Consider the following 12,955-nt stretch of genomic DNA (forward strand, 5'->3'; position numbering starts at 1 on the left):
CCCTTGTAATATGTCACAATTCATTGATTTTAATAGAGTGGCATGTTGGTGTGATTCAACGCCCTCAGCCACTATCTGCATATTGAGCATTTTGCCAATTTCGATGATGTGTTTAACCAACTCCAACTGGGCTGGATCTGAGTTGATATTGAACACAAAACTTTGGTCAATTTTAAGTTCATTAAGTGGCAGTTCTTTTAGGATGTTGAGTGACGAGTACCCAGTTCCAAAATCATCCAATGACGTTTTGATGCCGAGTGAGCGTAACTCAGCAAGCTTTTCTTTGATTGACTGAATATTTGTCATCATCATTGTTTCAGTGAGTTCAAGAGTAAGTTGGTGCCTCGGAAACTGGAACGTTTCAATTTGACGAATAAGATCCGGAATGAAGTTATCCATAGTGAGCTGTTGCACTGAAATGTTGATCGATAAGTCGAACTCTTTTCCTGTTATTTCCTGTATGCGTGCAATGTCTGATAATGATTGTTCGACAATGAGTTGACCTAGTTTTGGCATCTGACCGCTAGATTCTGCAATTCCAATAAACTTCTCCGGTGAAACTTGGCCTAATTCTTCATCGTGCCAACGAACCAGAGCTTCTACACCGTGCAGTGAACCATCAGCGTCTAGTTGTGGTTGATAATACATGTAGATATCACGGTTACTGATCGCGCTTCTTAGCTTGTGTTCCATTTTTAGTTTAAGCAGCTTTTTATGTTGAAGCTCTAGGGTAAAAAATGTCGCGGTATTTTTTGTTTTTTTACTTTTGAACATCGCAAAGTCAGCATTGCAGCGTAGCTCCTCGATCGTCCTTCCATCGAAAGGGAACTGAGCAACGCCAACACTCGCACTTATCATTAGGGTATGTTCGTCAACGGCAAAAGGTTGATGGATTTGGTTCATCAATTTTGTAATAAGCTGTTGGACATTGTCTTGTCCCACGGAGTGGGTAAGGAGRAGGAATTCATCACCAGATTCATGAATAAGCAACCCATTGTCAGGAACCAAGCTTTTTAGGCGTTCTGACGCTCTTCGTAGTATCTGGTCACCAGTCGCATGACCATAGGCGTCATTTACGCCCTTAAAGTTATCTAAATCGATGTAGATTAGGCTAAAGGGTTTTCTTAGATTATTGGTCCACTTGTACGCATTTGATTGGAAGTAAATACGGTTGGGTAATTCGGTCAGAAGATTGTGGCTCGCACGGTGCAATAACTGCTTACGCTTTTCTTTTTCGTTCGTTGTAATCTTCTTTAGTAGCAAGAATAAAATGATGTGAACGGTGATGAATGCAAATAAGGTCAAGATGAAAGATGGCAAAAACTCCTGAATGAGGTACTTAGAGTCAACCTTTGAGACCACCCACATGTTGAAGTCTTGATCGTAAATTAGAGACGTCTGTGACGTTACATCTTCTTGCTCGATAAATAGTGTAAATACCTTATTAGTTTTCCGCGCATCTTTCATCGTGATGTGAAATTTTTTGAAGAACTGCTGCGCCATTGTAGTGTGGTTCGCCTTGCTTATTGCCTGGCTATAATCGCGCTTAAGAACATTTTCTTTGGAATAAAACTGGATATAACCATCATTCCGAATAATTCCGACTTCATTATGAGGACCTAGGTGAGGCGAGGAATTGAATATTTTGGATTCATCTAATGTTAAAGCGGCTGCCATGACAAGTAATGGCTGATGGTTAGCGTCTCGGACCGTGAACCTAGTAGGGATCAGGTTTGATTGTAGGTTTTCACCATAAATGGTTCTACCTAAGATCATTTTGGTTGAGTTCAGCGCATGTAAAAAGGAACTTCTAGTGTTCGGGTTACTTAAGTAGTTGGTAGATTTTTCGATAGATAGGTTGGAACTTGCAGTTAATAAGTCGCCTTCAATGCTCAGAACCTTAATTCCTTTTATTTCACTTTGATCTTCAATAACTTTGTCAAGCAACTGAACTGCTTCATTTTTTTCATTTAAAGTCAGCTGACGATCAATTTGTAACCCTAATACTTCAAGAAAAAACTCTTGAGTTTTGAGTAAGGAATTCACTGAGTTAGAAAAGGACAGGACTTGTCTCTCTTGAGCAGCATGAACATTAAGGACACTTTTCTCCCATAAACTCATCGATAAGTAGCCAAATCCTATTATGCTCAAAATAAGAGTTACTAGGTAAAAGTGCCAAATGCTGTAACTGTTTTTCGCCATACTCAAAGTCCTACAGAGTGTACTCCTGTATGTTTATAGCACTCAATTCTGTAAAAAACTATGGGTAGTACATATGCATTAGTGTTTGGTGGGATCTAGGGCACTATTTAAGGTAACTGGTTAATTCTTTCGACGTGATAGGTTTAGAGAAAAGGTAGCCTTGCATTAAGTCGCATTGGCATTGCTTCAAAATATCGAATTGATCCGTTGATTCAACGCCTTCGGCTAGAACGATCATGCCAAAGTTTTTACCTATAGCGATGATGTTTTGAACCATAGTTAAAGACTGTTGGTCGCTATGAATACTGTCGATAAAGCTTTTATCAATTTTAACTTCATCAATAGGAAGTGCTTTTAACATGCTGAGTGACGAGTAACCTGTACCGAAGTCATCTAGGGATATCTTAATGTTCTTGCGGTGTAATTCTTCACAAATCGGTTTTACGTGCCCAAGGTCTTCTATAAACAGGTTTTCGGTTATCTCAAGAGTTAACAAACTCTCTTCGAAACTATTTTTCTTGAGTACATCAAGGATGTGAGATGCAAAATCAGGTTGCATGAATTGCCTGACGGATACATTGACGGACAGTCCAAATTTTATTTCATCATTACGTTGTAGCGATGCTATTTGTTCGATACTTGACTCTATGATGAAACGGCCGAGTTTACCCATAAGCCCAGAACTTTCCGCAATAGGGATAAATACATCAGGAGCTATGAAACCTAACTCCTCGTCTATCCAACGTATTAGTGCTTCTACGCCATGAATGGAACCATCTGCTTTTACTTGTGGCTGAAACACCATAAAGAGTTGGTTGTTTTCTATGGCTAATCGAAGCTTTTGTTCAACCTTCATTTTGAAAAGGTGTGACTCTTGCATTTTCGAAGTAAACAGGCTGTAAGAGTTTTGCTGCTGCTTAGCTTGATACATTGCGATATCAGCGGCACGAAGTAGGGCGTCTAAGTCGTTTCCGTGTTTTGGAAATTTAGACGCACCAATACTGCTACTGAGTAAGAACTGAGATCCGTTGACTTCATAAGGTACGGCGAGTGCATCAATAATATCTTGTGCGAGTTCTTTGACTTGTTCAGTATCTGTCGTACAGGTAAGGAATATGAACTCATCGCTTGCTTCTCTCACCATTAAGTCCGAGGGTTTTACAAAAGTAGAAAGACGACTCGCGATTAATTTCAGAACCTTATCACCAAAATCATGACCATGAGTATCGTTAACGCTTTTAAAACTATCGATATCAATGAAAAGTAGAGAAAAAGGTTGAGTCTTATTTTCTAGCCAGCGGTGCATCTCCATGCGTAAATAGTGTCGGTTAGGCAAGAGAGTCAGGGAGTCATGGCTAGCTTGATAAATTAACTGATTACGAGACTTCTTCTCACCTTTAGCGACGGAATTGACTAAGGAATAAAAGCCAATGTTAAGCAGCATAAATACGACAAAGTAGAGACTAAACTTTTGATAGAACAGATTATCGACATAATCGAGATTAGTACGACCTACAACCCAGAGATTGTAATCTCGTAGGAATTTGACAGTAATAAGAGAGCTTTGAATTGGTTCTTGTACTTCAACCGAGTAACTTTGATTACTTACTTTCGCTTCTTCTACTGTCATCGCGTGTTGTGATGCTAGGTTACTAAGCACGAGTTTGTATAGAGCTTTGTCGACGGGGTTTTCGTAGATTGAACCTTGTCTATCGCTCGACATAAACTGTCGGTAATGGTCGGTACGGATCAATGAAAGGGTATTGTACGGCCCTGCATGCATCTCATTGTGAAAAGCGATCACGTCATCAATTTTTAAGCCTGCAGTCATAACGGCTTTCACGCCTTGACCGGGAACATGAATTGCTTTGCGAATAGGAATGACATAACTACCAAGCGAATTCTGGTAATACGTTCTGCCAATGACCATATGGGGGCTATTTAGTGCTGCCTGAAAAGATTCTCTAGTGTGCTCCTGGCTGAGTAGATTAGGCTGCTCACTGAGAGCAATATTGGAAGTCACTGATATGTAATCGCCCTTAGGGTTTGTTAAACCAAATGCAGCAATAGCAGTATGAGCATCAAGTAACTGATCTAAAATAGGACGGATTTGCATTGAAGCAGTGCGAGTGAAGTCATTTTGATTCACAAGTTGATAGCCAATTACTTCTAAGAGCGCTTCTTGGCTTGTGAATAACGAATTGGCAGATGTTGAAAATAACTCGACTTGCAGCGTTTGCTGGAATTTGAAGTCTTTACGATTTTCTTTGAATTGTAGATAGCCGTACAGAGAAAAAAGAATCAGAGTGATCCCAACGATAAACGCGTAGATCATCCAGATGTTTTTTCTAAATACAGCCATAAAACGCCTTTGAGTTGTTTGAGTACGCCCAAATAGCGTACTCATAGGTTCTGTTACTCTGTGACAGAAATTGGCAAGCTTTGGTTCGCTCCCCACTCAGTCCATGAACCGTCGTATATTCCCATTGGGTTTGGTCGCTGTATGATATAAGCGGCCAGCAGTATTATGCATGCAGTAACGCCGGAACCACAACTGAAAATCATAGGTTTATCGTCAATTAAGCTTAGTTTATCAAAGACTAACGTCAAATCTTTAGGTTGTTTTAACTTGCCACCACTCATAACCTCAGAAAATGGTAAACAGATTGAGTTTGGGATATGCCCACTACGTAGCCCTTCGCGTGGTTCTGGGACGAGTGAGTCGAATCTTTGTTGTGAGCGAGCATCGAGGATATGAGCGCTTTGAAGGCTAGAAAATTGGTTAACTTTATCTGCATTGATAAAGTAATCGGGATCGAGTTTCCCTTCGAAGTTACCCAGCTCTTTTTCCTTTCGGTAAACTTTATTCACCATGTAGCCTTCTTCAATCCAAGCGGGTAAACCACCGTCTAGGACATAAACTTCTTTATGACCCATTGCTTTTAACATCCACCAAGCGCGTGGTGACGCATATGTTCCCGCATTGTCGTAAACCACGATAATACTTTCGTTGTTTAGCCCAAGCTCTTTGGCCTTTGTATTGAAATCTGCTTCTGAAGGAAACATATGAGGTAGGGCAGACTCTTGGTCACAGAATACTTTGTCGTAATCGAATTTAACTGCAGTAGGGATAACTGCACCGTGAACTTTAGGTTGCTCGTTAGGTATTTTGAAGTTGATGCTAGCATCGAGAACGATGGTGTTGGCTTGGCCTAGTAACTGGTTTAATTGCTGTGGTGAAATAAGCGGTGATTGCATGTAGGGGAAATCCTTTTTTATTTATATATTTTAGGTGTTTACTTGGATGGTTGAGATAAAACTGAGTCAGAGATAGCCTATCTATTTATAGTTTTCAAAGCAACGGACAAAGCGGTAACTATTATTAGAAAAAAGTGATGAAAACTCTTCGATATATACGGTGGATCCAACCGGGCAAGTGACTTGAATCGGAATGCTGACTCTGAATGTTGGGCCTTGATTTATTTGAAGCGTGAGATACCTACGTTGGCCATCAAGTGACTGAGTCAACGTATTCGCAAGGGCTGTTGCCTTAAGTTCTTTACCTGTAGGTTTGGCTACTGGGAAGGAAGTCAGCGTTAAGAGGATACCAACGCCAATAAACAGCAATAACAGTGCAAGTCTTAGTTTAGTCATTCGATCGAAACGTTAAATCCGAATATTTAGACAATACGTGATCTTTTATATAAATGGAAATATACCGCGGAAAGTAAAGACGCTGACTTTGGAGGTCAGCGTCGTATACAGTGAAATAAGGCGCTTTGTTAAGCCGTTTACGCGAAATATTAGTTACCAAGTGATGGTATTGTTTGCCGTGCTAAAAGTTTTTTGCATAGGATCTTGCCCATCATAGAACCAAATTTCTACCAAGAGCTGTTCATGGACGTTTGGTGCTGGAAAGGTTAAATCTATTTTTCCATCGGTTAATGAACTCGCGATCACTTTACTTGAGTAGTCGGGCTTAAGTGTGCTGTTAGCCCGCTCTGTGAATCTGCTATAGACGGACACGAATGCGCGTTGTGTTGTAATGTCGCTTATATCTAAACTCATTTCAAACTTAGTGACCGGGTTATAATCGAAACCGTCAGGTACGACGAGCTCTTCCATGCGACTTGGCCCAGCCTCCGTAGCAACAGCTTGAGTTGTTGACGGTACAGAAGGTGTTGAGGTTCCTGTCGTCCCTCCGTCACCGCCTCCGTCACCACCTCCACAAGCAGTAATAAATGATAGAGCCAGCACCGAACTACCAAATTTGATATTTGAATCGTATCTTTGTGATTTCATGGTGCTACTCCTTATGGTTCATATCGTTTATTAGCTGCAGGGGTATTGAACCAAGTCTTTGATTCTTGCCCCCCTGATTCTGCGTAGTCAGCGAAATTAGGGTAGGCCGTGACAATATCAACTCTTTCTAGTGGCCATTTCCACTCACTTGCTGAAGTAATGAGTAGCGCCCACGGGTGGTTTTCTGCAGTCTTGAAGTATTTTCCGGTTTCAGGGTTACTGTCGTCGACACCAAGCCCTGTGCTGAATAAGTTGTCGGTGTCGAACGCTTCTGTCGGTGCTTTGTCGGCTAAATGTACTTCCCAGCTTCTACCCGGGTGAAGAGGGAGGTTTTCACCATGGTAGTAACTTGGAGTTGCGAAGATAAATGGGTCATAAGGCATGTCCGTCCAATTTGAATCATCTACTCCGCTACCTGTTAATGTGATACCAATTTGGAATATGAACTGTTCATCTTCTTTACAGTTAGAGCGAGTCCTATAAAAATTACAACTGCTTGATACATCTTGGCTTAGGTCACTACTCACAATGAAAATAGCTTCTGTTCTTCCATCTTCCAGACCTGAGGATGTGAAATTACCGTTTTGTTTCATGTAGGACTCGGCATTGTCAACAGCACCAGGAAGTAGCCCTTCTAGACGTATTGCGAAGCCATTTCGATAGTCCGCCCCTAATGCTGCTAGGCGACCGTCTATCGTTGATTTAACGACTTTTCCATCTTTAAGAATTTCAGTTATACGATAGAACATGACTACGTCGTTCATGTCGTAATCGGCTTTATAAGGCCAGTTATCTTCGTAGGCTAAAGTCGCATAGCTCGAAGCACTTGGGAAGTATCGAGCTGTGGCACCGTTGTTTAGTACCTCAACTTGGAAATCAACAACTTCACCTGATGTTGAGCCACCAAAGTAATTAAGCCCAGTCTGTTTACTGAATCTAAATCGTGCCCATGTAGTTCCTGCTAAAGCATTAATATCTACATTGAGGAACAGGGTGTTTTCACCTGCTTCAAGCTGTAAGTCGGTAAATACTTGTTCGTTAGCTCCATCAAATGTTCCGTCCTGATCCCAATCAATCCATGCAGATAGGTAGCCAGACGTTGAGGCGTCAACTACAACGCGAGCATCTAAACCTGATTCAAGCGCGGTAACTATACCAATACCTCCGTCGATCCATTCATCATCGATACCTGTTGAGTCATCACTTTGTGGGCTAACAATGCTGCCGTCATCGCCATCGGGTGCTGAGGTACCAAGCCACGTGAGTCCATCAAGTTGATGACGTGGCCCATTATTTGCCAAGGTTGTTTTGTATGTATCGGGAGCGTCACCAAAATCGATAGTTGAGTCTTCATCAATCACAGGTGCGTTGGCACAACGGGCACCGTCATTTTGACTTGAAGAAGGGCCGTTTGAGACAAATTCGACAGCAGGCACGATACCGGCTGCGATGTTATCGGCATTATCTGGGGAGAGGTTGATACGGTAAATTTTTCCGTCTTGGTTTCGAGATACGTAGTAGTAGCCATTCACATCAAAGTAGCCGGCTCCGAAAGTACCGAGCTCCCCTGTATCACCAATAGAAGTCGCGACCCCAGTCGTGGGATCAAAACTGTATAAATACCCTGAATTGTTGTCGACGCCATAGAGGGAACCATCACTAGGGTGGAAGGCGAAATCAGTAAGATTGACTGTCGCGGTTGATGATACTTTGACGACTGTAACAGAGGCGCTCGCGTCGTCGTCAAGAGGGGATAGGTCAATAGTAAACAACCCTTTTCCTTTACGGTACAGGTAGTAAACATGATTATATACGTCACCTACAAAGAAAGTATGGTCAGTCGGTAAATCGATAGTATTGACGACTTCTGCTTGGAAGTCCTTACCCAGTCGAACGATTTGTTTGTCGGATGTGTTGTAGCCGTAGATATAGCGGTCTTCAAAATCAAAACCTACGGCGTTAATTCCTACATCCATACCGGTGTCGTCTTCAAGTAGTGCGGTTGAACCTGTAACTAGGTTTACCCCCCACACTTCGACAGGGGTTGATTGAAAAAGGTAAGCCTTACTAGGACAAGTATCGAATGGTGCAGCCCACACCTTTAATGATGCTAGAAAAAGTAAACTGAACGTTAGAAGCTTCATGACAACATCCTTATTTTTGAATATTAAGGAGTATCTATCAAAGAACGTGCCGCTTTTAAGTTGTTGTTTTTATAGGTTAAAAAATCAAACTCGAGGTTTTTTAATTTTGATAGTCAGAATGAGAATGAAAAAACTCCGCAGTCGCGGAGCTTTTAGGGGTTAAATACTTAAACTTGTTGCAGTGTGCTAACTGCTACACGTTGGGCAATTAGGCATCTTCATTAAGTTCATTTCTCGCCAACTTAAAGACATGGCATCAAGGATAAGCAGCTTGCCTGATTTAGGTGTACCAAAATTAGCAATAACTTTGATGGCTTCTAAAGCTTGAGTTGCACCAATAATGCCAACCACAGGAGCCATAATGCCCGCTTCAACACAGCTTAAAGCAGCTGTTCCAAACAGGGCACTTAAGCATTGGTAGCAGGGAGCAGTTTCATCTTGATAAGTAAAGACACTGATTTGACCTTCCATACGAATAGCTGCACCTGAAACAAGAGGTGTTTTTGACGCGTAGCAAAGTCGGTTTAATTGGTTACGTGTTTCTACGTTATCGCTGGCATCTAGCACCAGTGAATGTGACTCGACTAAGCTTTTCAATTGTTCATCGTTGAGTCTTTTGGCGATAGTGTCGACCAATAAATGCGGGTTTAATTGCTTTAAGGACTCAGCCGCAGATTCGACTTTCGGTTTGCCTACATCGTTGTCTGTGTGCAGCACTTGACGCTGTAAGTTGGAAAGCTCAACTAGGTCGTCGTCAATCAATGTCAGTTTACCGACACCTGCGGTAGCAAGGTACTGCGCAGATGCACAACCTAAACCACCTGCGCCTAACACTAAAATAGAACTCTGTTTTAATGCTTCCTGGCCTTCAAAATCAAACTGCTTAAGAATGATTTGACGGTTGTAACGAAGCATCTCTTGGTCAGATAAAATTTCCATTAAATTGCCTAGTACAGAGTTGAATTAAACAGTTGAATTTGAACGGTCTCGCCAACTGCCACGTTACCACGTTCTTTTTCGATCACGACAAAGCAGTTTGCAAGACTCATAGAACGGAATGCACCTGAGCTTTGGTTTCCTGTTGTTTCAACAACGAATTGGCCATTTTCAATGCGGTAGATACCACGTTGGTAATCTGTTCGGCCAGGACCTTTCTTAAAAGCTGACTGAGTAATTGCTGGAATAGACTCTGGCGCTTTCCACTCACTGTGACCGGCTAGTTTTGCAAGCATTGGCTGCACAAGAACATACATGGTTAATACCGCTGACACTGGATTGCCTGGTAAACCACAGAACCATGCGTCATCTAACTGACCAAAAGCGAAGGGCTTACCTGGCTTAATAGCGAGTTTCCAAAAACCGATTTGACCTAACTCTTCTAGGATGTCCTTAGTGTAATCAGCTTCACCAACGCTGACACCGCCAGAAGTAACCACAACATCAGCAAGTTGTTGAGCTTGATTGAACGTTTCTTTTAGCGTTGCAGGGCAATCTGGAATTATTCCAAGATCAATCGCTTCACAACCGAATGCTTCGATGAGCGGTTTGATACCGTAACGATTACTATCGTAAATTTGCCCATCTTCTAGTGTCTCACCAAGCTTCTTAAGTTCATCGCCGGTAGAAAAGAACGCGACTTTTGGTTTGCGAACAACACTCACATGGCTAATACCCAACGAAGCAATCATTGGAATGTCGCGCGGAGTCAAGCGAGCGCCTTTCTGAAGAACAATGTCACCTTGTGCGATATCGTTACCCGTTGCACGGATATTGTTATTTAGAGAGATGCTTTCTTGTTGTATCTCGATACCAGCATCGGTTACTGCTGTGTTTTCTTGCATAATGACAGCATCACACCCATGTGGGATTTTTGCACCAGTCATAATGCGAATACAGGTGTTTACTGGCCATTCGCCTTCAAAGGGCTGTCCTGCAAACGATTTACCTGCGAGAGGTAGAGTTTTGCTGTTTTCTAGATCGGCTAGGCGCAGTGCGTAGCCATCCATTGCTGAATTGTCGAAAGGTGGGACAAAAATAGGGGAAAGGACGTCTTCAGCAAGAACAAATCCTAGCGCTTCAGCAAGAGGTAAAGAAAGTGTCGATTGGATTGGTTTAATCGGTGTTAGCATTTTGTCTAATGCGTCTTCAATTGGCATTAAGCCAGGAGCGTCACAACAGCCCATAATTGAAATTMCTTTATCGTTCTAGTTATTGATCTATCGAATTTAATGCGAGTTACTTTAGCATATTTTGAGAGTTCAAAATAATGACCTCCCTTAAAATATGGGTGTATTTATTCAAAATTACGCGTATCCTTGGTTGCCATCCGAAATGGGTAATGTATAGAGGAATAGGAATGTCAGGTCTTAGCGAATCAGCGAAGTTGGTTAAAGATGCGCTAGCAAATCGCGGGTTAGAAACACCAATGAACCCGAATGATGTAAGCCGAGAAGAAAAGAAAGAACGAATTGAGTATCACATGCGTGAGATTCTCTCTTTACTTGAGCTTGACCTTTCTGATGACAGTTTAGAAGAAACACCAAGCCGTATTGCAAAAATGTATGTGGATGAAGTGTTCTCTGGTTTGGATTACAGTAACTTCCCGAAGATCACTGTYATTGAAAACAAGATGAATGTCAGCGAAATGGTACGTGTGAAAAATATCACACTGACGAGCACCTGTGAGCACCATCTTGTCACTATCGATGGTAAAGCTGCAATTGCTTATATCCCTCGTGGAAAAATAATCGGTCTTTCTAAAATCAACCGCATTGTTCGTTTCTTTGCTCAGCGCCCACAAGTGCAAGAGCGAATGACTCAGCAAATTTTAGTGGCTCTGCAAACGTTATTAGAAACGGAAGATGTGGCTGTAACTATGGATGCTGTTCATTACTGCGTGAAATCTCGTGGTGTGATGGATGCGACTAGCGAAACGACTACAACGGCGCTTGGCGGTATTTTCAAAAGTAAGCCGGCAACCCGACACGAGTTCTTACACGGTCTACGATAAGTTATCTAGTTTAACCAAATTATCGAATTACGAAGCCCTAGCATTGTTGCTGGGGCTTTTTACTTCTGTATCCTCAAACCATACCCACTTTTTAGGCTGTTCTTATTAGAGCTTAATTACCCCATGCCAATGCTGTTTTAAGGCCAGTGCTTTTAAACGTTCAACTTCTTTATTCGATTCCTCTGTCAACCACATAACGAGATCGTCGATGATTTCTGTTTGAGTTTGTTGATGTATGTAATAGGTCCATGCACTGTGCTGAATTTTCGCGTGGCTTGGGCAATACAAGAAACCGCGTTCAAGCTCGGGTAAGATCAGAAGTAAGTCAGTAACCGTTACCCCCTGGCCTGATAAGCATGCACTTAACGCCATATCTAAAGATAAGAAGCTGGTGTTACGAACTGGAGCCGAAGGCGGAAATTCAACATCGGCTAACCAAACTTTCCAATCGTGGTGGTCAAGAGTCGGGTGTAGCCTAGGCATGGTTAAGATGGAGTCGAGATCTGTTTGGTCTGTCGCTAGGCTTTGTGCACATACGGGCGCCATGAACTCTTCGCGTAAGAAAAATAGATTGGGTTTGTTGTCGTAGCGACCTCTTAAACGAGTGTGGAAAACTAATAGGTCATAGTCGGTACTTTCTAGCGCTTCATCTTCTTCAATTACTGGGATCAGGACAATCTCATAATCAGGGTAGCGCTCATTAAGTTCATGAACTTTAGAAATTAACACTCTAGTAGCAAAGCTGAGTGTTGCCTTTATAACAATGCGCTTTTGCCTAGGTTCTTTCCATGAAGCTATTACTGACTCAACAGAAGCGTAGCTTTCTCGCAGTGCTAGATATAGGTCTTTCCCTTGCTGTGTGAGTTCAATTGCTCTGTGTTTTCGAATCACTAAAGATGCGCTTAGCTCATCCTCAAGTTGTTTAACTTGGCGACTTATTGCGCTTTGAGTGACATTAAGCTCATCAGCAGCGAGCGTAAAGCTCATAAGACGAGCTACAGATTCAAAGGCTCTTAATCCATTGTGTGAATAGGGCAGGTTTGGGTAAGGGGTCATAAATCATTCGCATGAGTTTTTGGAATGTTAGAATGACAGATAAATTAATTGAACGCCAGCCTGATAATCCGTAACTTTGAGCCAAATAATCAGAGGCTCCCATGAAAAAAATTCTAGCACTTGCATTCCCTTTAATCATTTCTCAATTGATCTCCATGGCATTAGTTCTTACTGATGTTTGGATGATGTCACGTATGAGTGTTTCTGCTTTAGCTGCTGGTGGCTTGGGTGCATCTATCTA

10 protein-coding genes and 1 pseudogene are annotated in these 12,955 nt (G+C 42.0%); 2 read left to right on the forward strand and 9 right to left on the reverse strand.

Features of this window, described 5'->3' with window-relative positions; genetic code table 11:
* The 8 genes from L4C33_RS13990 to moeA all read right to left on the reverse strand — a co-directional run.
* The coding region (locus L4C33_RS13990) for a putative bifunctional diguanylate cyclase/phosphodiesterase (protein WP_428813042.1) at nt 1-2,202 on the reverse strand (2,202 nt) is incomplete at its 3' end.
* Nucleotides 2,203-2,305: 103 nt separating this feature from the next.
* Nucleotides 2,306-4,564 (reverse strand): bifunctional diguanylate cyclase/phosphodiesterase, encoded by a 2,259-nt coding sequence (locus L4C33_RS13995; protein ID WP_428813043.1) that lies wholly within the window; start codon nt 4,562-4,564, stop codon nt 2,306-2,308.
* 53 nt (nt 4,565-4,617) lie between these two features.
* Nucleotides 4,618-5,460: a sulfurtransferase gene (locus L4C33_RS14000; protein WP_428813044.1), complete on the reverse strand. Its 843-nt coding sequence runs from the start codon at nt 5,458-5,460 to the stop codon at nt 4,618-4,620.
* 81 nt (nt 5,461-5,541) lie between these two features.
* Nucleotides 5,542-5,856 carry a hypothetical protein gene (locus L4C33_RS14005; protein WP_428813045.1) on the reverse strand — a complete coding sequence of 105 codons (315 nt, stop codon included), beginning with the start codon at nt 5,854-5,856 and terminating at the stop codon, nt 5,542-5,544.
* A 153-nt stretch (nt 5,857-6,009) separates the two neighbouring features.
* Nucleotides 6,010-6,504, reverse strand: coding sequence for a hypothetical protein (locus tag L4C33_RS14010; protein ID WP_428813046.1), 495 nt, complete (start codon nt 6,502-6,504; stop codon nt 6,010-6,012).
* An 11-nt stretch (nt 6,505-6,515) separates the two neighbouring features.
* Nucleotides 6,516-8,648: an LruC domain-containing protein gene (locus tag L4C33_RS14015; protein WP_428813047.1), complete on the reverse strand. Its 2,133-nt coding sequence runs from the start codon at nt 8,646-8,648 to the stop codon at nt 6,516-6,518.
* 186 nt (nt 8,649-8,834) lie between these two features.
* On the reverse strand, nt 8,835-9,587 hold the full coding sequence (moeB, locus tag L4C33_RS14020) for a molybdopterin-synthase adenylyltransferase MoeB (protein WP_428813048.1): 753 nt from the start codon (nt 9,585-9,587) through the stop codon (nt 8,835-8,837).
* A gap of 8 nt (nt 9,588-9,595) precedes the next feature.
* Nucleotides 9,596-10,831, reverse strand: a complete 1,236-nt coding sequence (gene moeA / locus L4C33_RS14025; protein ID WP_428813049.1) for a molybdopterin molybdotransferase MoeA — start codon at nt 10,829-10,831, stop codon at nt 9,596-9,598.
* 173 nt (nt 10,832-11,004) lie between these two features.
* Between moeA and folE the strand changes: the two genes are divergently transcribed.
* Nucleotides 11,005-11,658, forward strand: a complete 654-nt coding sequence (gene folE, locus L4C33_RS14030; protein WP_428813050.1) for a GTP cyclohydrolase I FolE — start codon at nt 11,005-11,007, stop codon at nt 11,656-11,658.
* A gap of 105 nt (nt 11,659-11,763) precedes the next feature.
* Here folE and L4C33_RS14035 read toward each other — a convergent pair whose 3' ends face one another.
* Entirely contained in the window at nt 11,764-12,714 is a 951-nt protein-coding gene (locus L4C33_RS14035) for a LysR family transcriptional regulator (protein WP_428813051.1), read from the reverse strand.
* A 101-nt stretch (nt 12,715-12,815) separates the two neighbouring features.
* On the opposite strand from L4C33_RS14035, the pseudogene L4C33_RS14040 reads away from it, so the two are divergent.
* Nucleotides 12,816-12,955: pseudogene (locus tag L4C33_RS14040) on the forward strand (MATE family efflux transporter); the annotation flags it as partial.

This window comes from Vibrio makurazakiensis (genome assembly GCF_050337375.1).
Taxonomy (GTDB): Bacteria; Pseudomonadota; Gammaproteobacteria; order Enterobacterales; family Vibrionaceae; genus Vibrio; species Vibrio makurazakiensis.

Excerpts from the sequence above, each read along its gene's own strand:
- L4C33_RS14015 (WP_428813047.1), bottom strand. The coding sequence starts at position 8,648 with ATGAAGCTTCTAACGTTCAGTTTACTTTTTCTAGCATCATTAAAGGTG.
- L4C33_RS14005 (WP_428813045.1), bottom strand. The coding sequence starts at position 5,856 with ATGACTAAACTAAGACTTGCACTGTTATTGCTGTTTATTGGCGTTGGT.
- L4C33_RS13995 (WP_428813043.1), bottom strand. The coding sequence starts at position 4,564 with ATGGCTGTATTTAGAAAAAACATCTGGATGATCTACGCGTTTATCGTT.
- L4C33_RS14000 (WP_428813044.1), bottom strand. The coding sequence starts at position 5,460 with ATGCAATCACCGCTTATTTCACCACAGCAATTAAACCAGTTACTAGGC.
- L4C33_RS14035 (WP_428813051.1), bottom strand. The coding sequence starts at position 12,714 with ATGACCCCTTACCCAAACCTGCCCTATTCACACAATGGATTAAGAGCC.
- moeA (WP_428813049.1), bottom strand. The coding sequence starts at position 10,831 with ATGGGCTGTTGTGACGCTCCTGGCTTAATGCCAATTGAAGACGCATTA.
- moeB (WP_428813048.1), bottom strand. The coding sequence starts at position 9,587 with ATGGAAATTTTATCTGACCAAGAGATGCTTCGTTACAACCGTCAAATC.
- L4C33_RS14010 (WP_428813046.1), bottom strand. The coding sequence starts at position 6,504 with ATGAAATCACAAAGATACGATTCAAATATCAAATTTGGTAGTTCGGTG.